The organism is Spirosoma koreense, from assembly GCF_054777875.1.
The window spans coordinates 1,658,493-1,680,472 of record NZ_BAAHAC010000022.1 but is presented as its reverse complement, the minus strand read 5'-3'; the positions used below and the strand labels follow the sequence as shown (position 1 = coordinate 1,680,472).

17 protein-coding genes are annotated in these 21,980 nt (G+C 54.5%); 13 read left to right on the top strand and 4 right to left on the bottom strand.

Going from position 1 to position 21,980, the window contains the following annotated elements; genetic code table 11:
- Positions 1–124 precede the first annotated feature (124 nt).
- The 13 genes from ACYVC2_RS20435 to ACYVC2_RS20375 all read left to right on the top strand — a co-directional run bounded on the left by ACYVC2_RS20435 (position 125) and on the right by ACYVC2_RS20375 (position 18,056).
- The gene (locus ACYVC2_RS20435; RefSeq protein ID WP_461105161.1) at positions 125–1,246 is read left to right on the top strand and encodes a FecR family protein; all 1,122 of its coding nucleotides are present in this window, start codon (positions 125–127) and stop codon (positions 1,244–1,246) included.
- Positions 1,247–1,505: 259 nt separating this feature from the next.
- The gene (locus ACYVC2_RS20430) at positions 1,506–4,904 is read left to right on the top strand and encodes a SusC/RagA family TonB-linked outer membrane protein (protein WP_461105160.1); all 3,399 of its coding nucleotides are present in this window, start codon (positions 1,506–1,508) and stop codon (positions 4,902–4,904) included.
- A gap of 18 nt (positions 4,905–4,922) precedes the next feature.
- On the top strand, positions 4,923–6,485 hold the full coding sequence (locus ACYVC2_RS20425) for a SusD/RagB family nutrient-binding outer membrane lipoprotein (protein ID WP_461105159.1): 1,563 nt from the start codon (positions 4,923–4,925) through the stop codon (positions 6,483–6,485).
- 127 nt (positions 6,486–6,612) lie between these two features.
- Entirely contained in the window at positions 6,613–7,077 is a 465-nt protein-coding gene (locus ACYVC2_RS20420) for a RidA family protein (RefSeq protein WP_461105158.1), read from the top strand.
- A gap of 23 nt (positions 7,078–7,100) precedes the next feature.
- Positions 7,101–7,817, top strand: a complete 717-nt coding sequence (locus ACYVC2_RS20415) for a carbohydrate-binding family 9-like protein (protein WP_461105157.1) — start codon at positions 7,101–7,103, stop codon at positions 7,815–7,817.
- Positions 7,818–7,909: 92 nt separating this feature from the next.
- On the top strand, positions 7,910–9,124 hold the full coding sequence (locus ACYVC2_RS20410; protein ID WP_461105155.1) for an aminotransferase class V-fold PLP-dependent enzyme: 1,215 nt from the start codon (positions 7,910–7,912) through the stop codon (positions 9,122–9,124).
- A gap of 156 nt (positions 9,125–9,280) precedes the next feature.
- Complete coding sequence (locus tag ACYVC2_RS20405; RefSeq protein WP_461105153.1) at positions 9,281–10,528, top strand: amidohydrolase/deacetylase family metallohydrolase; 1,248 nt, start codon at positions 9,281–9,283, stop codon at positions 10,526–10,528.
- 156 nt (positions 10,529–10,684) lie between these two features.
- Positions 10,685–12,454, top strand: a complete 1,770-nt coding sequence (locus ACYVC2_RS20400; RefSeq protein WP_461105151.1) for a PQQ-dependent sugar dehydrogenase — start codon at positions 10,685–10,687, stop codon at positions 12,452–12,454.
- Between the two features lie 146 nt (positions 12,455–12,600).
- The gene (locus tag ACYVC2_RS20395; protein ID WP_461105149.1) at positions 12,601–13,071 is read left to right on the top strand and encodes a RidA family protein; all 471 of its coding nucleotides are present in this window, start codon (positions 12,601–12,603) and stop codon (positions 13,069–13,071) included.
- 152 nt (positions 13,072–13,223) lie between these two features.
- On the top strand, positions 13,224–14,447 hold the full coding sequence (locus tag ACYVC2_RS20390; protein ID WP_461105147.1) for an aminotransferase class V-fold PLP-dependent enzyme: 1,224 nt from the start codon (positions 13,224–13,226) through the stop codon (positions 14,445–14,447).
- 119 nt (positions 14,448–14,566) lie between these two features.
- Complete coding sequence (locus ACYVC2_RS20385) at positions 14,567–15,844, top strand: amidohydrolase/deacetylase family metallohydrolase (RefSeq protein WP_461105145.1); 1,278 nt, start codon at positions 14,567–14,569, stop codon at positions 15,842–15,844.
- Between the two features lie 132 nt (positions 15,845–15,976).
- Positions 15,977–17,086 carry a bile acid:sodium symporter family protein gene (locus tag ACYVC2_RS20380; protein ID WP_461105143.1) on the top strand — a complete coding sequence of 370 codons (1,110 nt, stop codon included), beginning with the start codon at positions 15,977–15,979 and terminating at the stop codon, positions 17,084–17,086.
- A 49-nt stretch (positions 17,087–17,135) separates the two neighbouring features.
- On the top strand, positions 17,136–18,056 hold the full coding sequence (locus tag ACYVC2_RS20375; RefSeq protein WP_461105141.1) for an SMP-30/gluconolactonase/LRE family protein: 921 nt from the start codon (positions 17,136–17,138) through the stop codon (positions 18,054–18,056).
- 36 nt (positions 18,057–18,092) lie between these two features.
- On the opposite strand, the gene ACYVC2_RS20370 is transcribed toward ACYVC2_RS20375, so the two are convergent.
- The 4 genes from ACYVC2_RS20370 to ACYVC2_RS20355 all read right to left on the bottom strand — a co-directional run bounded on the left by ACYVC2_RS20370 (position 18,093) and on the right by ACYVC2_RS20355 (position 21,975).
- The gene (locus tag ACYVC2_RS20370; RefSeq protein ID WP_461105139.1) at positions 18,093–18,698 is read right to left on the bottom strand and encodes an RNA polymerase sigma factor; all 606 of its coding nucleotides are present in this window, start codon (positions 18,696–18,698) and stop codon (positions 18,093–18,095) included.
- 165 nt (positions 18,699–18,863) lie between these two features.
- Positions 18,864–19,952, bottom strand: coding sequence for a dipeptidase (locus ACYVC2_RS20365; RefSeq protein WP_461105137.1), 1,089 nt, complete (start codon positions 19,950–19,952; stop codon positions 18,864–18,866).
- A 143-nt stretch (positions 19,953–20,095) separates the two neighbouring features.
- The gene (locus ACYVC2_RS20360) at positions 20,096–21,079 is read right to left on the bottom strand and encodes a 3-hydroxyacyl-CoA dehydrogenase family protein (RefSeq protein WP_461105135.1); all 984 of its coding nucleotides are present in this window, start codon (positions 21,077–21,079) and stop codon (positions 20,096–20,098) included.
- Between the two features lie 53 nt (positions 21,080–21,132).
- Entirely contained in the window at positions 21,133–21,975 is an 843-nt protein-coding gene (locus ACYVC2_RS20355; RefSeq protein ID WP_461105133.1) for a UbiA prenyltransferase family protein, read from the bottom strand.
- Positions 21,976–21,980 lie beyond the last annotated feature (5 nt).

The window sequence follows — 21,980 nt, the reverse complement described above, 5'->3', positions numbered from 1 at the left end:
AACAGGCCGATTTAGCTCTGAAACAGGCATTCTAAAATTTTTTAAAATAAAATTTCCCCAAAATGAGTATCGGCGTCATGTTCTTGCATCTTTACCCCAAAAGAGCATAGATCGTACTTGACGCATGCAGGATTACCGAGATCTGGAACCGGAAGAATTAGCAGCTGATTCCTCGTTTCAACGATGGAAACTGGATAATGACCCCGAAGCCAGCGCTTTTTGGATGGAGTGGTTGGCCCGGAATCCTGACCGGAAAATGCTGGTCGAAAAAGCCTATTTTCTGCTGATCACCCTCAGTACACAAAATGAGCAGCGAATTAACAACCGGGCTCAGCTTTCGGATGGGGAAATTCAGCACGAGATAAGCCGACTTTACAGCGCTCTGGATGCGCAAAAAAAGCCTGAACGGATCAGATGGCTTCAATTTTCGCCGATCCGCTACGGTATGGCAGCCAGTGTGCTGGTCGTGCTTGGGCTGTTCGGCTGGTATCTGACGCATCGGACCACTACCGATCAGGATGTAACCTACAATGAATTGGTCGCTCAGGTAGAGAGCCCGCTGGCGGAAGTGAAAAATACTACCGATAAACCGATGGTGGTCAACTTACCCGATCGGAGCCTGATTCTGCTGTACCCAAAAAGCCGGGTGAGTTATCCGAAGCAATTTTTAGGGGTGAAACGTGAAGTGTACGTAACGGGTGAAGCCTTTTTCGATGTCACTAAAAATCCATCACGTCCTTTTTATGTATACGCCAATAGCCTGATCACGAAAGTACTGGGTACCAGCTTTACGGTTCAGACCAACGAAACCGCCAAACAGGTGAAAGTGGTCGTGAAAACGGGAAAAGTATCGGTATATGCGCGGGAACAGACATCAGAAAACCAGAAAGAAGATTATAAACTAGGCGGTACGGTGCTGACGCCCAACCAGCAGGTGGTGTTCTCGGCGGAAGATACCCGGCTGGTCCGGAGCCTGGTCAACAAGCCGGCTCTGCTGGCTAAAGAGGCTCCTAATCAGGCATTTACGTTTAAACGTACGCCCATTGCCGAGGTCTTTGCCGCCCTGGAAAAAGCGTATAGTATTCGCATCATTTTCGACGAAGAAGCCATGAAGAACTGCTTCTTGACGGCCTCCCTGGCCGACGAGCCGCTGTTCGACAAACTGGACCTGATCTGCCACACGATCAACGCCCACTACGACCAGCTGGATACCTACATTGTGATTGATAGTAAAGGCTGTAATTAGCCAAAGACGTTATGAGGACACGTTGAAAACTAACCTACGCTGAACTAAAGAAGCCTATGACCAACCCATCGCCAAAGATCCTCTAACAAAGCAAAAGTCGAAGATGCGCCAACACCTTCGACTCGAAAACAGCCCCTTCGTGTAAGCTCATTACGACTCCGCTATAGCGGACTGGGACTTTATTGTGCCGAATTTTCATCCGACAACAGCCAAAACTATGTCAAAAAGACTACTTTGTCAAAAGACAATACAGAAAATCATGCGCATTGGCCTCTACCAAGCCTTCCTTTCTGTCGCTCTCGCCACCTTCGCCCACGCCTACGACGTTAGCGGCCAGAAGGTGCTGGAGCAAAAAGTAACATTTCAATTACACAATGCCGATATCGAACGGGTACTGGACAAACTGGAAGCCGTTACGAAAATCAAGTTCATGTACAACCCGCAGATTTTCGGGGTCGAACGGAAAACGAACTACAAATTTCAGAACGAAGCACTCTCCGACGTACTGAGCCGGGTGCTTACTCCCTACCAGGTCAATTACGAAGTCTTTCAGGAACGGATCATCTTAAAGCGTCAGGAAGCCCGGGTCGAAACAACAGAATTGAAGCCGATGACCCTGCGGGAAGCCCCGAAGCGCAAAATTACGGGGACAGTCTTAGACGAAAAGGGAGCTGGTTTGCCGGGCGTGAGCGTCGTGCTGAAAGAAACCCAGCGGGGAACCACCACCGTTGCCGATGGCTCGTTCGCCATCGATATTCCGGAAGGCGATGCGGTGCTTGTTTTCAGCTTCGTCGGCTTTCAGCGCCAAGAGGTAACCGTTGGCAATCAGACCAGTCTGACGGTCAACCTGGTACCGGAAGCCAGCACACTCGGTGAGGTCGTCGTGACGGCGCTCGGTATTGCCCGGGAGAAAAAAGCGCTGGCCTATGCGGTGTCGGAAGTAAAAGGCAGTGAATTCACGCAAGCCCGTGAAAACAACGTAGCCAACGCCCTAACGGGAAAGATTGCCGGGGTAAACGCCACCGGTATGGCTACGGGACCGGGTGGTTCCAGCCGGATCATCATCCGCGGGAATGGCTCACTGAACGGGAATAACCAGCCGCTATACGTGATCAACGGGATGCCTATGGACAACAGCACGCCAGGTGGCACGGCGGCCGACGGTAACGGCATGAACGTAGACCGGGGCGATGGCATCGGCGGGATCAACCCCGACGATATCGAATCGATCAGCGTACTGAAAGGCGGGCCGGCGGCAGCGCTGTACGGAGCGCGCGCTTCTAACGGGGTCATACTGATCACGACCAAAAAAGGGCGCGGTCAAAAAGGTGTCGGCGTAGAAATCAACAGCAATACGACCTTCGAAGATATTGCCGTGATTCCGAACTGGCAGTATGAGTTTGGGCAGGGCGTCGATGGGAAAAAACCGACGACCGTTACCGAAGCCAAAAGCACGGGGCGTCTTTCGTACGGAGCCCGGATGGACGGCCAGCCCACGATTCAGGTGGATGGGCAACTGCACCCTTACTCGCCCCAGCGGAACAACCTGAAGAACTTTTACCGGACGGGAACCAACTACATCAACTCGGTGGGCCTGACGGGCGGCAACGAAACGGTCAACTTTCGGTTAGGGCTGAACAATACCCAGTCGAACAGTATCGTGCCGAATTCGTCGTTTAACCGGCGCATCGCCAACCTGAACCTGAACGCGTTTCTGGGCAAGAAGCTGAGCGTTGAAACGGTTTTTCAGTACAACGTTGAACAAGGCACGAACCGCCCCAAAGTTGGATACGCCGACTTCAACCCACACTGGGCTACGTACCTGATCGCCAACGTGGTAGACATCCGCAGCCTGGCTCCGGGTTATGATCCGGTAACGGGCAAAGAAATGGAGTGGAACCCGGTACCGGCGGCTCCGAACCCGTACTTCGTGGTCAACAAGTTCAAGAACGACGATACCAAACACCGGTTCATCAGCCAGGGAAGCATCCGCTACGACATCCTGGACAACCTGTTCCTCAAAGGAAGCGTCAGCCAGGATTACTATGCGTTCTCGTCGGAATACATCCAGCCGACCAACAATGCCTACCAACCGCTGGGTTCTTACGAAGCCCGGAAGACGACCTCGTCGGAAACCAACGGTATGCTGACGCTGAACTACAACACAACCTTCTTCAAGGACCTTAGTTTTTCGGCCCTGCTCGGTGCCAACGCCCAGAAGGCCATTTTCGACCAGACACTCATTGCCGGTACCGAATTTACGGTGCCTTACTTCTACAGCTACACCAACCTGGCCACGTCGACGACCACGCCGACCTACCTGAAAAGCGCCATCAACTCGGTGTTCGGCTCGGTCGATTTTGGGTACAAAAATGTGGCGTACCTGACGCTGTCGGGTCGGCAGGACTGGTTCTCGGTGCTGAACCCGAAGAGCAACCACATCTTCTACCCGTCGGTGGGTGGGTCGTTCATTCTGTCGGATGCGTTCCGGCTGCCACAGGCCATTAGCTTTGCCAAGTTGCGGGCTTCGTGGGCCCAGGTGGGTGGTGCTACGGTAAATGCCTACCAGATTTACCAGTACTACTCGATGCAGCAGGGCGGTCATAACGGTCGCCCGGTGCAGGTGCTGTCGTCGGCGCAGGTGCCCAACCCCGATCTGAAACCACTAACCTCGACGACCTACGAAGCCGGTATCGAAGCGAAATTCCTGAACAACCGTATCGGTATCGACCTGACGCTTTACAACCGCAAAACCACGAACGACATCGTCACCTCGAACATCGCGCTGTCGTCGGGTTACACCTCGGCGCTGCTGAACGTGGGTGAGCTGAGCAACAAAGGCGTTGAGCTGTTGCTGACCGGCACCCCCATCAAAAAAGCAGATTTTGGCTGGGATGTGAGCTACAACATGGCCTACAACAAGAGCAAGATCGAGCGGCTGGCGCAGGGCATTACCGGCGTCGATATCGGAACCGGGGTCGGGGGCGGTATCGTCCGGAACGTAGTCGATCGGCCGTACGGAACGGTTTGGGGATACCAGAAGAAAACCGATGCGAACGGAAACGTCATTTTCAACACTGCCAGCGGCTACGCCGTACGGGGTGATCTGCAGGAAATCGGCCAGGGAACCCCTCCGCTGACGATGGGGATTACGAACAACTTCCGCTACAAAAACTTCTCACTGAACGTGCTGATCGACGGCAAATTCGGCAGCATCGTCTATTCGAATCTCTACCAGTATGCCTACCGCTTCGGCCTGCCGCAGGAAACCCTGCCCGGCCGCGAAACGGGCATTACGGTAACGGGTGTTACGCCGGAAGGAACGCCGTACAGCAAAACCTGGGCGAAAGAAGACGTCGATACCTACTACGACAACGACAAGAACTACACGGCGATGTTCATGTTCAACAACGACTTCGTGAAGCTGCGTCAGGTCATTCTGAGCTACAACCTGCCGGTCAACAAACTGCGGTTCGTGAAACTGCAGGGTGCCTCGATCTCCTTCGTAGCGCGGAACCTGGCCATTCTGTACAAAGACAAAAAGAACCAGTATTTCGATCCGGAGTCGAGCTACACCAGCACCAACGCGCAGGGGCTGGAAGCGTTCGGCGTGCCCAGAACCCGTAGCCTTGGCGTGAACCTAACGGTGAAATTCTAACCAACTAACTTTCTGACCATGAACCGTCTAGTCAAAAATATACTCTGCGCAGCTCCCTTGTTCCTGTTGCTGTCGTCCTGCGACAAAGGCTTCGAAGAGATGAACGTAGACCCGAACAAATACTCCGAAGTCGTACCCGAATACCTGTTCACTCGGGCGCTCCTAGATGGCGTAAGCACCAACTTCACGGGAGCGGCTTACCTGACCATCGGCCAGTCGATGCAGCATTTTGCGACTTACAAAGAGGTGCCGGCTGCGGGCGACAAGTACTTCAACTACGGCTATTCGACCTCCAGTTGGGACGCCTACGCCGGAACCAACGCGGGTCAGGGCTCGGTGATTTCCATCCGTCAGGTGATCGACGCGGTTTCGTCGAACCCGGCCAATGTGAACAAACTATCGGCCGCCCGCATCTGGAAAGCGTACATCTTCCACCGGCTCACCGACCTCTACGGCGACATTCCGTATTTCGACGCGGGCAAAGCGCTGGCAGACAAAAACTACGGACCAAAGTACGATACCCAGCAGGCCATTTACGCCGATCTGCTGAAAGAGCTGGACGAGTCGATTGCGGCTTTCGATGCCTCGAAAACAACCTTCGGCAACGCTGATCTGATGTTCGGTGGCGACGTGACCAAGTGGAAGAAATTCGCCTATTCGCTGATGCTGCGACTCGGTATGCGCCTGACGGAGGTTGATCCGGCAATGGCAAAAACCTGGGTGCAGAAAGCCATCGCGGGTGGGGTGATTCTGGACGACGCCGACCGGGCGGTGATTGCCTACGTCGATGGGTCGCAGACGGCCAGCCGGAACTTCATTGCCAACGGCCTGCTCAGCACCGATTACATTACGCCTGGTGGCGACAACGTCGAAGGAGGCAAGTTCGCCAAAACCCTAATCGACTACCTGAAGAATACCAGGGACCCGCGCCTGAACGTGATCTCGATCGTGTGGACAACGACCGATAACAAAACCTTCACGGCCGATACGACCACCGCCCGCCAGAGCGGTATGCCCAATGCGGCTTACAACAGCCTGCCTGCCAATTTCAACAGCTTTTCGGAGCCTAACCCGAATACGTTGCTGAAATACAGCGCTCCGCTGGTGGTTATGGGCAATTCGGAAATGAACCTGCTGCTGGCCGAAGCGGTCGTACGGGGCTGGTACACGGGCATAACCGCTACGGCAGCCTACGAAAATGCGGTGAAAGCCAACATGCGCCAGTGGGCCCTGTTCGGAACCGGCGGGGTTATTTCGGACGCCAAAATCAACGCTTATCTGGCGGCCAACCCGTACAAAGCCAGCGGCACGACGGCCCAGCAACTGGAACAGATCGGTACGCAGAAATGGGTTTCGCTCTTTCTGGAAGACGAATACGAGATCTTCTCCAACTGGCGCCGGACCGGTTACCCGGTACTAACACCGACCAACTATCCGGGAAACCTTACGGGCGGCAAAATTCCTACCCGCTTTGTTATTCCGGATTCGGAAGGCACCTACAACAACGCCAACTTCGTTGACGCACGGACACGGCAGGGCGGAACCAACACGCTGTCCAGCGTTGTCTGGTGGGATAAATAAGCTTAGACTAGTAGATTCTGAGGATTCTGTTGTTTTCAGGTATATTATTAAAATATTTTAATAGTGCTGAACGGAATCCTCAGAATTTTATAAATTCCCGACCGAGTATCATCTACGTTTCCTGTTTATGCAAACCCAACGACGATCTCTTTTAAAACGATTTGTTGCTTCCGTAGCGGGGGTTACCGGATTGAACACGACAACCAGCGCTATGGCCAGACCAGCCGTTTCGCCCAAAAAGGAGGTGACCGATGTTATTGTTCACCAGGATGTTCCGCTGTATTCGGCCGCTACTAAACTGGGAAATCTGTTATTCATCTTCGGCATTGGCGCTCATTTCGAGGGCGACATTAAAGCGCACACCGACCATGTGCTGAAAGAAATGGAGAAAGAGTTGATCAAGGCCGGTTCGTCGATGGATAAAGTTCTAAAAGTGAATGTGTTCCTGCATGACCTGGTGGATTACAAAGGCATGAACGAGGTATTTAAAGGACGGTTCGGCCCTAAGCCGCCGGTTCGCACGACCGTAGCACCGCGCGCGGGCGTACCGGGCAATTCGCTGGTCGAAATGGACTGCATTGCTTATGTATAATCGCTTCCTGACGTTGACGGATCATGACTCGGATTGGACTCGTTCTCGCTTTGTTTCTGGGAATCGGCATCGCCACTCATGCCCAGTCGAGTGATTCGACACAATACCTTGTCAAAAAAACCGAAGATTTTCGGGTGAACGGCGCGGGCGACAACGCCAACTGGGCTAAAGCAACCTGGGTGCCCATCACCATCCAGGAATCGGCAAAACGGGCGTTGGCGACAAAAACAAAAGTGTTGTATTCGACTACCGGACTTTATTTTCTGTTCCAGTGCGACGACGAGAAACTGACAGCAACCATCCGGGAAGATTTCGGAACCCTGTTTAAGGAAGACGTGGTCGAGGTGTTTCTCTGGCCCGACCCGGCGGTACCCATTTATTTTGAATACGAGCTATCGCCGTTGAATTACGAACTACCGATTCTGGTACCGAACCTCAATGGCCGGGCCCAGGGCTGGAAACCCTGGTTTTACAACGACAACAACAAAACCCAGCACGCTACCACGATACAGGGAGGGGAGAAAACGAGTCAGGCAGCCATTAATGGCTGGACCGCCGAATTCTTCATTCCCTACCGATTAATGAACCCGATTGTGCCGGCCGTTCCAACGTCTGGTACGAAATGGCGGGGCAACCTCTACCGCATCGATTACGACAAAGGTTATCAGACCTGGTCGTGGAAAAAAACGAGCGGTAGTTTCCACGAATTCAAGCGGTACGGAACCCTTGTTTTTGAGTAATACCTGTAACGCGGGTGGAAATCCGCGAATAGACTAACAATCGCGGGTTCCCACGGCTACGGCCGACCGGCCGCGCTATCAACGAAACGACTATGCTTAATCGAAGAAACTTACTCAAGCAGTTATCGAGCATGCCCCTGGTGGGTGGCTTTTTTGGCGCCAGCGCCCCCCTGACGGCCGCGCTGGCGGCTCCATCGCTCGCTCCCCGGAACCTAATCAAAGAACTCGGCATCCGTACGTTTATCAATGCGGCCGGTACCTACACCGCCATGACCGGCTCACTCATGGATGACGACGTAGTAAATACCATTCTGGCGTCGTCGAAAGAGTTTATGATGCTCGACGACGTGCAGACCAAAGTCGGCGAAAAAATTGCGGGGCTGACCCATGCCGAATCGGCGGTGGTTTCGGCGGGTTGTTTCTCAGCTATGACCCTGGGGTTGGCGGGCGTGCTTACAGGCATGGACCAGAAAAAAGTGGAAGCCCTGCCGCATCTGGAAGGCACCGGGATGAAATCGGAAGTGATTGCGCAGAAGGCCCACAACATCGGCTATTCGCATGCCCTGACCAACACCGGCTGTACGATCATTCAGGTCGAAACGATTGAGGATGTCGAAAAAGCCATCAATGACAAAACCGCACTGCTCTGGTTTCTCAACATTCAGTCCGACAAGGGCCAGATCACGCATCAGCAGTGGGTCGACCTGGGTAAGAAGCACAACATCCCGACGATGATCGACATTGCCGCCGACGTGCCGCCCGTCGAAAACCTGTGGAAATTCAACGACATGGGCTTCGACCTGGTCTGCGTATCGGGCGGAAAAGCCATGCGTGGACCGCAAAGTGCGGGCTTGCTGATGGGTAAGAAAAAATACATCGATGCAGCCCGGCTGAGTATGCCCCCGCGCGGCTCGACCATCGGTCGGGGCATGAAGGTCAACAAAGAAGAAGTACTGGGCATGTACGTCGCGCTGGAAAAATTCGTCGCACGCGATCAGGATAAAGACTGGAAAATGCTGGAAGAGCGGGCCGCCCACATCGCCAATGCCGCCAAAAGCGTCAAGGGGGTTTCGGTCGAAACCTTCGCGCCCGCGCTAGGCAACCACACCCCTACCCTCCGCGTGACCTGGGATACGACGAAACTGACGCCTAAGGCCCTGCAGGAAAGCCTGCGTAACGGCAATCCGTCCATTGAAGTAGTAGGCGAACCGACGGGCATCAGCATGACGGCCTGGATGCTCAAACCCGGCGAGGAAAAAATCGTCGCTACCCGACTGAAAGAAGAACTCAGCAAAGCGTCGGCGTAGTGTTTGTGCGTGTCTGTCCTCCCGACGCAGAAGGGATCTTAAAGGCTCTCAACACTCTGGTAAGGAGACGTTAAGATCCCTCCTTTGTCGGGATGACAGACATGCACCGTTAGCAGAATTTGATAATAAATGACTAGTCCGAACCCGACTTCTTAAATGCGTAAACTCTTCGTATTCCTTTCTCTTTTCTGCCTGACGGCCTACTCCGGCGAAGCCCAGCAGTATACGCTGCTCATCAAAGGCGGGCGGCTGATCGATCCCAAGAATAACATCGACGCGCAGATGGACGTGGCGATTACTGACGGCAAGATTACGCAGGTTGCCAAATCGATCGATCCGAAGCTGGCCCGGCAGGTGGTCGATGCTAAAGGGATGCTGGTAACGCCCGGTCTAATCGATATTCACGGCCACGTTTTCCACGGAACCGCCGTGAATCACTACCTGAGCAATGGCCTGACCGCCCTTCCGCCGGATGGCTTTACGTTCCGGGTCGGGGTAACCACCATCGTCGATGCGGGTGGAGCCGGGTGGAAATCATTTGACACCTTCAAGCAGAACATCATTCTGCCCTCGAAAACGCGGGTGCTTTCGTTCATGAACATCGTGGGCGAAGGCATGCGGGGCGGCAACTACGAGCAGGACACCACCGACATGGACCCGAAGCAGGCGGCTAAAGTCGCGCTGGAGAACAAAAATGACGTCGTCGGCTTCAAAGTGGCGCACTACCAGGGTTCGAGCTGGGCTCCGGTCGATCATGCTGTACAGGCCGGGAAACTGGCCGATATGCCCATTATGGTCGATTTTGGCGGCAGCACTCCGCCCCTGCCGCTGGCCGATCTGTTCCTGAAACACCTGCGGCCGGGCGACATCTTTACCCATGCCTACACGCTCCTGCCAGGTGATGTCCGGGAAACCATTGTTGATGAAGCGACCCAGACGGTGAAACCCTTTGTCTGGGAAGCCCGCAAAAGAGGCATCGTGTTCGATGTGGGCTATGGCGGGGCCAGCTTCAATTTTTCGCAGGCCATACCGGCGATCAAGGCGAAGTTCTACCCAACCACCATCAGCACCGACCTGCATACGGGCAGCATGAACGGCTCCATGAAAGACATCCTCAGCATCATGTCGAAGTTCGTAGTCATGGGCGAAGATATTCCGAGCGTGATCAAAGCCAGTACCTGGACCCCTGCGCAGGTCATCAAACGGGAGAATCTGGGGCATCTCTCGGTGGGTGCCATTGCCGACGTCGCCATTCTGAGCATGCGCCAGGGCAACTTTGGTTTCTACGACAAAACGGGCTACAAGATTATGGGCAAGCAAAAATTTGAATGTGAGATGACGATCAAAGGCGGCAAGATCGTGTACGACCTGAATGGCATCGTCAATCCGATGGGCCTGAACTAACTAAGAAGTGTATTTAACTGCTCGGCGTAGTCGCTGACGGCGTCGAGCGTTTTTCAGTTTGTTCCAGAAGACTGTATCACGGGCTTCAGCCCGTATCTGATTAACATACGGGCTGAAGCTGGCACGCCAGTCCGACCGTAATACCTATAACCCTGCATGGCAAAGCACTACATTAAAGGAATTATTTGTTCGCTGCTGATTTTTGTGGGCTTCACGCAGCGCGAATCCAGAAACGGACTCCCCGTTCAGACCGCCGAAAACGGTGGGCTCTTCCTTCCGGAAGGCTTCGAGGCTACCGTCGTGGTCGACAGCCTGCCCGGTCGTGCCCGACACCTTGCCGTGGCCGAAAACGGCGACATTTACGTAAAAGCCCGCTTTGCCCGCGACAAAGACGAGTCGGTGATTGCCTTGCGCGACACCAACGGCGACGGTCGCGCTGATGTCATGAAACGCTTCGGCGGCCTCGCCCGCGAACGCGCTTACGGAACCGCCATGCGGATTTACAACGGTTACCTGTATTTCAGTTCCGAACTCTACGTGTATCGGTACAAACTGAAGCCCGGCCAGCTGGTGCCCGACAGTCCGATGGAAGTGATCCTGACCGACGATCACGAACACGGAATGCACGAGCACATTGCCAAACCCGTTACGTTCGACAACGCCGGACATATGTACGTTGCCTACGGAGCCCCTTCCAACGGTTGCCAGCCGAAAAACCGCACCCCTAACATGGCTGGTATCGATCCCTGCCCAATGCTGGAAGACCACGGCGGTATCTGGCAGTTCGACGCAGCCAAGCCGGGCCAAACCCAGAAAGACGGCCGCCGGTATGCCACCGGTCTGCGGAGCGTGGTGGGTATGGACTGGAACTTCGCGAACAATAGCCTGTATGCCCTGCAGCATGGCCGCGACGATTTTCTGATGCTGTGGGCCGAGAAATACACCCCCTGGCAGAGCGCCGTTTTGCCCGCCGAAGAGCTGTTTCAGGTCAAAGAAGGCATGGACGGCGGCTGGCCTTACTGCTATTACGATCAGGTACAGGGCAAGAAACTGCTTAACCCCGAATATGGCGGAGACGGCAAAATCGTGGGTCGTTGCGACAAGTGCGAAAAACCACTGATTGGCTTCCCGGCCCACTGGGCTCCCAACGATATCCTGTTTTACCAGGGCAGCAACTTTCCGGAACGCTATAAGAACGGCGCGTTCATCGCCTTCCACGGATCGACCAACCGCGCGCCCTATCCGCAGGCCGGTTACTTTATCGGCTTTATGCCCACCAAAAACGGAGCGCTGTCGACCGACTGGGAAGTCTTCGCCGATGGGTTTGCCGGCGTTGACCCTATCGTAAACGTGAGCGATGCCGTATACCGTCCGATGGGGATTGCAATGGGGCCCGATGGTTCGCTGTATCTGGCCGAAACCGAGAAAGGAAAGATCTGGCGCGTCACCTACAAAGGCGACAAGCCTACCTTCGGAACGGCACAGCTGGCACAGATGGAGAAACGGAAAACCATGTCGAACATCCGCGACCCAGACCCCATTTCCGACGACCTGGACCGCGACAAACCCATAGCAGGCAGCAAAGTCTACGGCGTATACTGCTCGGCCTGCCACCAGCGTAACGGCATGGGCGACTCGCAGCGCTTCCCGCCCCTGGCTGGCTCGGAATGGGTCCTGGGCGACAAGAAGAAACTGATTACCGTGCTGCTGAAAGGGCTGGAAGGGCCGATCGAGGTTAGAGGGCAATCGTACAACAACGCCATGCCGCAGCACAGTTTTCTGAAGAACGAAGACATTGCCGAAGTGCTGACCCACATTCGAAATAACTTCGGCAACTCGGCCGATGCGGTCACTCGGGCTGAAGTCGATGAAGTCCGGCTGGCCATAACACCAAAACCCAAAGCACCCGTCAAACGTAAAAAATAACCGTAAAGGGTAAGTGGATAATGAATAATGTAAAATGAATAGTGCTTCCTATAGCTACAAAGTCTGGAAATTAGCCTTTCCATTATTCATTATCCATTGGCCATTATTCATTACCAATTATTCATATTTCCAAATCAATTTATCGTATGAAAACTGAACGCCGTTCTATTTTAAAACGCCTTTTTGCCTCGGCTGCCGGCGTGGTTGGCCTGGGTGCCGCCAGCAAAGTTGCCGCTGAACCTGTTGTCGAAGCAGCCGCCGAAAAAGAAGTATTCAATGTTGTCAATCACCAGGATGTGCCGCTGTTCTCGGGTTCGACCAAGCTGGGTAATCTGGTATTTGTGGCGGGCAAGGGCTATCACAAAGAAGGCGATATCAAAGTGCATACCGACGAAGTTCTGAAAGAGCTGGAGAAAGAACTGATCAAAGCCGGTTCGTCGATGGAAAAAGTCCTCAAGGTGAGCGTTTTTCTGCACGACCTGAACGATTACAAAGGAATGAACGAGGTCTACAAAGGCCGGTTTGGCAGCAAGCCGCCCGTTCGCACGACGGTGGCGGTCTACGGGGGAGTGCCGGGTGAATCGCTGGTCGAAATGGACTGCATTGCATACATCTAATTCAACAGCAAGCCAGGAACCCGGAGCCTGAACCTTTATTTTGTCATTCCGACGAAAGGACCGGGCCGCCGGAGCGGATTCCTCCTTCGTCGGAATGACAAAAACACCAGCTTATCCGTTCGACAGCATCAACGTTTACACATTTTTTTTCTATGCTCAGCAGACGTAAAATCATCAAGCACTTATCGAGCGTTCCGCTTCTGGGTGGTCTGGTCGGTGGTGGCGTTTCGTTACCCACAACGGCGGCTCCGCTGGCCGCTCCCAAACGGGATTTATTCAAAGAGTTCGGCATCCGAACGTTCATCAATGCCGCCGGTACGCTCACCTACATGACGGGGTCGCTCATGCAGGACGAAGTGCTGGACGCAATCAACTTCGGCGCAAAAGAGTTTTGTCTGCTCGATGAGATTCAGGATAAGGTCGGTGCCAAGATAGCTCAGATGGTTCACTCCGAAGCGGCCGTCGTGACGTCGGGGGCTTTTTCGGGCATGACGCTCGGTCTGGCGGGGATTCTGACCGGCATGGATCAGAAGAAGGTAGAAATGCTGCCCCACATCGAAGGGACCGGCATGAAGACCGAAGTGATCTGCCAGAAAGCCCACGATATTGTATACAACCACGCCCTGACCAACACCGGCTGCAAAATTGTACCGGTCGAAACGGCGGCTGATGTCGAAAAGGCCATCAACGAAAAAACCGCGCTGATGCACTTCCTGCACATCGAAGCCGATAAGGGTAAGATCATGCACGAAGAGTGGGTAGCGCTGGGCAAAAAACACAACATCCCCACTTCCATCGATATTGCCGCCGACGTCCCGCCGGTCGAAAACCTGTGGCGCTTCAACGACATGGGCTTTCATTTCGTGGTCGTCTCGGGCGGCAAAGCCATGCGCGGTCCACAGAGCGCGGGTCTGCTGATGGGCAAAAAAGACATTATCTCGGCCGCCCGGCTACACATGCCACCCCGCGGTTTTAACATCGGACGGGGCATGAAGGTGAACAAGGAAGAGATTTTCGGGATGTACGTGGCGCTGGAAAAATTCATCAACGAAGACCACGACAAGCTCTGGAAAACCTGGGAAGACGGCATCGCGCACATCGACAATGCCGTAAAAACCGTGCCGGGTATTCAGACCCGCGTCGACGTGCCACCGCTGGGCAACCACACCCCTACCCTGCGTATTTCGTGGGATACGGCGAAGCTCCGGATTTCTGGCAAGGATTTACAGGAAGCCCTCCGCAAAGGTGATCCGTCGATTGAAGTGGGTGGTGGCGGCCCCAGCAACATCAACGTGACGGTCTGGATGATGAAGCCCGGCCAGGAAAAGATCGTAGCCAAACGCTTAAAAGAAGAACTGTCGAAAGCAGCCGCCTGATTCTAAGTAGCTTTTTGTCATTCCGACGAAAGGACCGGGCCGCCGGAGCGGATTCCTCCTTCGTCGGAATGACAAAAATACTCCTGAATTCAACTCAACCACTGAACCCTCCTCAACCCATGCGAAAACTTCTCCTTTTTCTTTCGGTATTATTCCTGAGCTACCCTGTTCTGGCGCAGCCGTATACCATCGTCATTAAAGGCGGGCACGTCATCGACCCGAAGAATAACCTCAACGGAATTATGGACGTCGCGATCAGCGACGGCAAGATTGCCCAGGTTGCCAAAAACATCGATGCCAAAGGAGCCATTCAGGTGGTCGATGCTAAAGGAATGCTGGTGACACCTGGTCTGATCGACATCCACACGCACGTTTTCTTCGGGACCAACCTGGATCAGACGTACAGCAATGGCCCCAATGCACTCCCGCCCGATGGGTTTACCTTCCGGAACGGCGTCACGACGATTGTCGACGCGGGCTGCTCGGGCTGGCGCGACTTCGAGACGTTCAAAAAACAAACCATCGATCTGTCGCAAACCCGGGTGCTGGCTCTGCTGAATATTGTCGGCAGTGGTATGCGCGGGGGAACGTTTGAACAGAACGTGGCGGACATGGACGCGCAGAAAACCGCTGACATGGCGAAAAAATATCCGGAGCAGGTTGTCGGCGTCAAGCTGGCCCACTTCAACGGCCACGACTGGACGCCCACCGACCGGGCTGCCGAAGCCGGAAAGCTGGCGAACCTGCCCGTTATGATCGATTTCGGGGGCAGCACGCCGACACTTTCGCTCGAAGAGTTATTTCTGAAACACCTGCGGCCGGGCGATATTTTCACCCATTGTTTCGGGCAACTGAAAACCCGTGAAGCCATCGTGGACGTGACGACCAATCAGGTAAAACCCTTCGTCTGGGAAGCGCAGAAACGGGGGCTTCTTTTCGATGTCGGTTACGGGGGCATCAGCTTTGCGTTTTCGCAGGCGATTCCGGCGCTGAAAAATGGGTTCTTTCCCAACACCATCAGCACCGACATTCATACCGGCAGTATGAACAACGCCATGAAAGACATGCTGAACGTGATGTCGAAATTTCTGGCGATGGGCATGGACCTACCCGCCGTTATCAAAGCCAGCACCTGGAATTCGGCGCAGGCTATTAAACGTCCGGAACTGGGTAGCCTGTCCGTGGGTTCGGTGGCCGACGTAGCGATTCTGAAACTACACGAAGGCAAGTTCGAAGTGCGCGACACGGGGGTTTTCGGCTTCTTCGATTACACGGGCCACAAGATCGAAGGGAAGCAGAAACTGGAGTGCGAAATGACGGTACGGAAAGGCAAAATTGTTTACGACCTCAACGGCATCGCCAATCCGGTCGTCGTTACCCAGCAACCCCGCTCCTGATGTATCCCGGACGGGCTGAGGTCCGGGGCGTTAACGGGCTAAAGCCCGGGATACAAAAGACGGTCAGTCATTTCTGCATCAAGTAGAACCCAACGGCCGGGCGCTTTTTTCAAAAACCCATTTTAACCGACAATGACGTCAAAACTACTCTGGGGCGTAGCGGCCCTCAGCCTGATCGTGGCGCTGGGCATGGCGGCCACCGGTCATATCGCGCAGGCAGGCCCGTTGTTCATCTTGTTCTTTGTGAGTATTGCGCTGGCGTTCCGGACCAGCGACGCCCTGAAAGGGTTTACGTATACGGTGATGATCTTTGCGGCCGTCACAACGGCGCTGTACTACCCAACGTATTTTGTTGAAGTCAACGGGTTTAAGTTCAGCAAGCTCATCACGCCCCTGATCCAACTGATTATGTTCGGGATGGGTACATCCATGAGCCTCGAAGATTTTGTGGGCGTGGTCAAAATGCCGAAAGGGGTGCTGATCGGTGTAGTCAGTCACTTCATGATTATGCCCACGATCGGGTTTCTGATTGCTAGCATGAGCGGCTTTCCGCCCGAAATTGCCGCCGGCATCATCCTGATCGGCTGCTCACCCAACGGCATGGCGTCGAACGTTATTTCTTACCTGGCTAAAGCCAATCTGGCGCTTTCGATCACCATCACAGCCATTTCGACCATGCTGGCCCCATTCATGACGCCCATGCTGATGAAGTTTTTCGCCGGAGCACTGGTGGACATCAACGTGCTGGATATGATGTGGGACATCTTCAAAATGGTGATCTTCCCGATTGGGGCCGGGCTGCTGTTCAACAAGTTTCTGAGTGGCAAAGCCAAGTGGCTCGACGACGCGATGCCGCTGGTGTCGATGTTCGGGATTGGGTTTATCATCACCATCATCACGGCCGCCGGTCGCGACAAACTGCTGACCATCGGGCCCTCGCTGATCGGGCTGGTGCTGCTACATAACCTGTCCGGTTATTTTCTGGGTTACTGGTCGGGTCGGTTGTTCCGCATGAGTGAGCGCGACTGCCGGACCATTGCCATCGAAGTCGGGATGCAGAACGGCGGGCTGGCGTCGGGACTCGCAAACCAGATGGGCAAAGTCGCTACGGTCGGGCTGGCCCCGGCGGTATTCGGACCGCTGATGAACATTACCGGTTCGATTCTGGCGTCGTGGTGGCACCGCCGTCCACCCAAAGAAGACCTGTCCGAATCGGAACAGATGGTCCTGAATAAAGTATAATGCAGTCATACGCCTTCTCTGTCGGCGTCCGTTTGAATACAACCGTTTTATGAATCGTTCCGTTATTTTCCTGTCCAGTGCCGCACTATCCAGTGCGGCACTCCTGGCTGGCCTGCTCGCCTTCCGTCCTTTCGCCGACGAGCTGTTTAAAGCCAGCGCTTTCACACCCGCAAACAGCTTTACGGCGGGTGCCGAAGGGCCAGCCGTCGATAAAGCTGGAGTACTGTATGCCGTCAATTTTGCTAAAGAAGGCACCATTGGACAGGTAACGCCGGATGGCAAAGCCAGCCTGTTTGTCGAACTGCCCGCGGGCAGCGTCGGTAACGGCATTCGGTTCAGTAAAAACGGGGATATGTTCATTGCCGATTACCCGAAGCACAACATCCTGAAAATCGCCAAAGGCAGCAAGCAGGTAGTCGTGTTTGCGAATGAACCCCGCATGAACCAGCCCAACGACATCGCCATCGACAGCAAAGACCGGCTCTACGCCAGCGACCCGAACTGGAAGAATAACACAGGCAACCTCTGGCGGATCGACACCGACGGCAAGGTTACGCAACTGGAAGCCAACGTTGGCACCACGAACGGCATCGAAGTCAGCCCCGACAACAAAACCCTCTACGTCAACGAGTCCATTCAGCGGAAAGTATGGGCGTACGACCTGTCGGCCGATGGCTCCATCAGCCATAAACGCCTGCTCACCGAGTTCCCCGATTTCGGCATGGACGGCATGCGCTGCGACGCCAAAGGGAATCTGTACATCACCCGCCATGGGAAAGGAACGGTCGCCAAACTGTCGCCCACCGGAAAGCTGCTTCAGGAAATCACCCTGATCGGCAAAAAACCTAGCAACATCGCCTTCGGCGGAAAAGATGGCCGAACCGCCTACGTAACCCTCCAGGATCAGGGCAATATCGAAACCTTCCGGGTCGATGCGCCCGGTCAGGAATGGGTGATGCGGCAGAAATGATTGGATCTGTAGCGCCGAAGCTTCGGCGCTACCCACTCAAAAAATCAGAAAGGTGGTCAGCCAGTAGGTAAAAAAGGCCATCTGGCTTTTGAGCGCGCCCAGCGCCCGAAACAGCAGGTTCGCTACCGATTGCCGGTTGATTTCCATCAGTTCCGCGATCTGCTCGTTTTCCAGTCCTTTGTAAAACTTCAGAAAAACCACTTCCTGCTGGCGTTTGGGCAGCGTGTGAATCGCCTGACGAACCCGGTCCTGGCTTTCCGAGTCTGCTTCGTGCTGTTCGATGTCGGTTTCAATGGTCCGCCAATCCGAAAGCTCAGTCATTTCCTCACTCTGAAAAGACGACAGCAGGTGCGTGCTGCGCCGAAACTCCTGCAGGAGCTGGTTGCGCAGGGCTTTGAAAAGATAAATGGAAACTACCTGAATGGTCAGGGTAGTACGCCGTTCCCAGATTCGGATAAACACTTCCTGAATCGAATCTTTGATAAACTCACGGTCGGTCGTGAAATTAGTAGCGTAGGAAAATAGCAAGCGGTACTGGGTTTCGGCTAATTGACAAAAGGCATCCTTATCTCCGGCCTGTGCTCGGTGCCAGAGTTTCAGTAAGTATTCGTTCTCGTCGCGAAGCCGCTGTTGACTATCCAAAGTTTATCCGTCTATCAATGCAAAATAATAGTTAAAATCGGAGAAACATACTTAATCATTTGGTAATCGGGCGATTTATGCAAATAATACCGTAGCAGACCCGCTAAAGCACATTTTTCGCGATTCTCAGCTTTTCACATTGGGCCGAACGCTTTCCGGAAAACCCTACGACCAGGCATTTCGCAGGAAACGCAGCCAGTTTTTGTAGCAGATATTCTCAATGTCGTCGGTCGTGTAGCCGCGCTTCGCCAGCAGGCCGGTCAGGTGCTGAAGGTCCGCAATGGTATCCAGATCCGTCGGCGACTGTTCGGTGCCGTAGGTTCCGTCCAGGTCGCTGCCGATGGCAATGTGCTGACTGTTGCCGGTGAGCTGGCAGATGTGATCGTAGTGGTCGATGATGGTTTCGAGGGTAATGCCAAAATCGGCCGGATTGCTCGTGCGCTGCGTAAAACCGGGTTTCATCATCCAGGCATCGAAACACCCACCGATCACGGCCCCCCGCTCGGTCAGCTGCCGAATCTGGTCGTCGGTCAGCTGGCGCTGATGCGGCACCAGCGCACGGCAGTTGTGGTGGCTCGCCCAGACCGGCCCTTTATAGAGATCCAGTGCTTCGGTAAACCCTTCATCGGTCAGGTGTGTCACATCTAGAATAATGCCCAGCCGATCCATTTCCCGCACCAGTTCGCGGCCCTGCACCGTGAGCGGGCCGCTCAGACCCGTACCGGGAGCATACCGACCTGTGCTGTAGTGTGCTGGCCCGAGCGCCCGTAACCCATACCCGTACGCTTTTTCGAGATACGACAATTTCACGATGGAATCGGCACCCTCCAGACTCAGAATGTACCCGACCGGTTTCTGGTCATTGGGAATGGATTCGTCGAACCAGAGCTGGAGGTGCTTTTCCAGCCCCGCCCGATCCCGAATCTGAACCATTTCTCCGGCGTCTTCCATCGCTTCGTACCAGGCCCGCTGCCCCTGGGTCGTGGCCCAGGCCTGTTCGGGTGAGTTCCAGCCCGCGCCGGGCAGGTTCCCGTTGCTCTGGTTGAACCGGGCGATCTGCGTTGCCACGACCAGTCCGATGTTTCCCCGCCGAAGGTCAGGCAGCGACACCGTTCCGCGGGCCCGGTCGATTTTATCGGTCATACCGGCCTCGGTTTCGCGAATCTGGTGCGCCGACAGCCGGTAGTCGCGGTTCCATTCCAGCGCGTTCAACGACATGTCCAGGTGGGCATCAATGATGAAGGGAGAAGTCATAGGAGGAAAAGTCAGTAGGTAATCATTTATTGTCATTCGGGGTCATTATGGATCATTGGTTGTCGTTTATTGCAATCGAGTAGCCTGTAACACTTCCGATAAATGACTATTAATGACAACCAACGACCATGAATGACCATAACTTATTCGGCTAGTTTATTCTTCACCACGTCCGCCGGATATTTGAGCGCAAGTCGGCGAATGTCGTAGCTGAACTCTTCGTAGGTTTTTTGCCAGGCTTCGGCTTCTTCGGACGTGTACGAATAAAATCCGTGGGCGTTCAGCACGCCTTTCCCGCCCTCTTTAACGATATCGTCAATCAGTTTGGGCACGTCGGTGCGGTTACTCAGGGTCGGGAATAAATCGGTCATGACCGTGTGGTAAGCCGGCACGCCGGTCAGGTCCATCCAGCGAAAAATGCCCGCCAGCATCATCCAGAACCCCGCGCTGTTGCGACAGGCGCGGTCAACATCCTCGACGGTCGCATAGCCATTTTCGACCAGATTGAAGGCTTCCCGGTACATGGCATACATTAGCCGGTTCGTAATAAAGCCCCGGATGTCTTTGCGTACCAGCGTCGGCTCCTTAGCCCAGTAATGCGACAGGTCGTATACCCATTCTGCCTTCGACAGTTCGCTCAGATCGCCACAGATAATTTCCAGAAACCGGGTCGTGTGCGAAGGTTCCATCCAGTGCAGGCCCAGAAAGCGCGCGGGTAAACGGGTTTCGCGCTGCAGCAGGCTGATCGGAATCGCCGACGTGTTGCTGGTAATGACCGCTTCGGCGGAAACGGCCGCTTCGATTTTGGCGTAGACGACTTTCTTGATATCGATATTTTCCAGCGTACACTCCACCACCAGCTGACAATCCTTCAGCCGATCATAATCTTCCGTGATGGTTACGTTGGCCAGAAAAAACTCAGGCAATTGAGTCACCAGCCCTTCGTGGAGCGAGTTGGTCAGGTGGGTCCGAATCCGTGGTTCTGCGGTTTGCATATCCGTTGGAATGGGCGCAATGGCCACCACCGGATGCCCGGCCATCAGAAAGCAGGTTGCAATGCTGCACCCCATCAGGCCTAAGCCCACTACACCCACCGGTATCTCGGCCGGGTTTATTGCTTGCTTCATCGTTCAGGTAGTTTAGTACTTTCCAAAGGCTTGCTGTTCAGAAAAATCGACGTTTATAACACCAGAGCGGGCATCCAGAATACACCGTCGCCGAGCCAGCGATATCGTTCGTTCTTCAGAAAATAAGCGGGGTACCGCTGAATAGCGTAGAGCGTCAGGCTCATCAGGGTCAGCATCAGGGCCGATCGTTGCGCAAACCGATCGCTCGTCAGGAAACAGAGGATAAACCCTACGGCCACGATACCGAAGGTTAACCAGCGAAGAATCAGGTCGCAACGATCCCGACCCCATTCCGTAGCCAGTGAAAACACCGGCTGATCGGGCGTTTCGTACTGTTCCAATACCGCAAACAGAAGCAGGTTCTGAAAGGCAATCCCCAGGAACATCAGGCATTCGGTCACATCGATCTTATCGACGGTCGGGCGCTGTACCCATACGCTGCCCCAGACACCGGCCGCGTACAACACCGCCACGAGCGGTTCTTTCAGGAGCAGAGCCGGATGGCGGGGTGGTAATCGGAACACAGCGCCGACGTAGGCCGCACAAATGAGTCCCAGCGCAATCCCGAACTTAATCACACTACCCGGCAGAAAGAACGTCAGGACCAGTGCCACGACAGCAGCCCCACCCACAACGCGCCATAACAGGTTAGCGTGCCGACGGTGAAACTGATGCCGGTCGGTGAGTGGCTGGCTCCGGGCATCGGCTTCGTACTTGCGCACATCGAGCAGTCGATCGACGGTATAGATGATGAAAACAACCAGTGCCAGCACCAAAGGCGTTGCCCAGTGAATCGGTTCGACATCAGACAGGCGCGCAGCCATGCGGTTCGACAGCACAGCGCCGATCACAACCAGAAAATCCAGATAATAAATAGTCCGCAGATACGTCAGCAAAACAG

Bases quoted from the DNA above. Each gene is read 5' to 3' on its own strand.
- ACYVC2_RS20435 (WP_461105161.1), top strand. From the start codon at position 125: ATGCAGGATTACCGAGATCTGGAACCGGAAGAATTAGCAGCTGATTCC.
- ACYVC2_RS20430 (WP_461105160.1), top strand. From the start codon at position 1,506: ATGCGCATTGGCCTCTACCAAGCCTTCCTTTCTGTCGCTCTCGCCACC.
- ACYVC2_RS20425 (WP_461105159.1), top strand. From the start codon at position 4,923: ATGAACCGTCTAGTCAAAAATATACTCTGCGCAGCTCCCTTGTTCCTG.
- ACYVC2_RS20420 (WP_461105158.1), top strand. From the start codon at position 6,613: ATGCAAACCCAACGACGATCTCTTTTAAAACGATTTGTTGCTTCCGTA.
- ACYVC2_RS20415 (WP_461105157.1), top strand. From the start codon at position 7,101: ATGACTCGGATTGGACTCGTTCTCGCTTTGTTTCTGGGAATCGGCATC.
- ACYVC2_RS20410 (WP_461105155.1), top strand. From the start codon at position 7,910: ATGCTTAATCGAAGAAACTTACTCAAGCAGTTATCGAGCATGCCCCTG.
- ACYVC2_RS20405 (WP_461105153.1), top strand. From the start codon at position 9,281: ATGCGTAAACTCTTCGTATTCCTTTCTCTTTTCTGCCTGACGGCCTAC.
- ACYVC2_RS20400 (WP_461105151.1), top strand. From the start codon at position 10,685: ATGGCAAAGCACTACATTAAAGGAATTATTTGTTCGCTGCTGATTTTT.
- ACYVC2_RS20395 (WP_461105149.1), top strand. From the start codon at position 12,601: ATGAAAACTGAACGCCGTTCTATTTTAAAACGCCTTTTTGCCTCGGCT.
- ACYVC2_RS20390 (WP_461105147.1), top strand. From the start codon at position 13,224: ATGCTCAGCAGACGTAAAATCATCAAGCACTTATCGAGCGTTCCGCTT.
- ACYVC2_RS20385 (WP_461105145.1), top strand. From the start codon at position 14,567: ATGCGAAAACTTCTCCTTTTTCTTTCGGTATTATTCCTGAGCTACCCT.
- ACYVC2_RS20380 (WP_461105143.1), top strand. From the start codon at position 15,977: ATGACGTCAAAACTACTCTGGGGCGTAGCGGCCCTCAGCCTGATCGTG.
- ACYVC2_RS20375 (WP_461105141.1), top strand. From the start codon at position 17,136: ATGAATCGTTCCGTTATTTTCCTGTCCAGTGCCGCACTATCCAGTGCG.
- ACYVC2_RS20365 (WP_461105137.1), bottom strand. From the start codon at position 19,952: ATGACTTCTCCCTTCATCATTGATGCCCACCTGGACATGTCGTTGAAC.
- ACYVC2_RS20360 (WP_461105135.1), bottom strand. From the start codon at position 21,079: ATGAAGCAAGCAATAAACCCGGCCGAGATACCGGTGGGTGTAGTGGGC.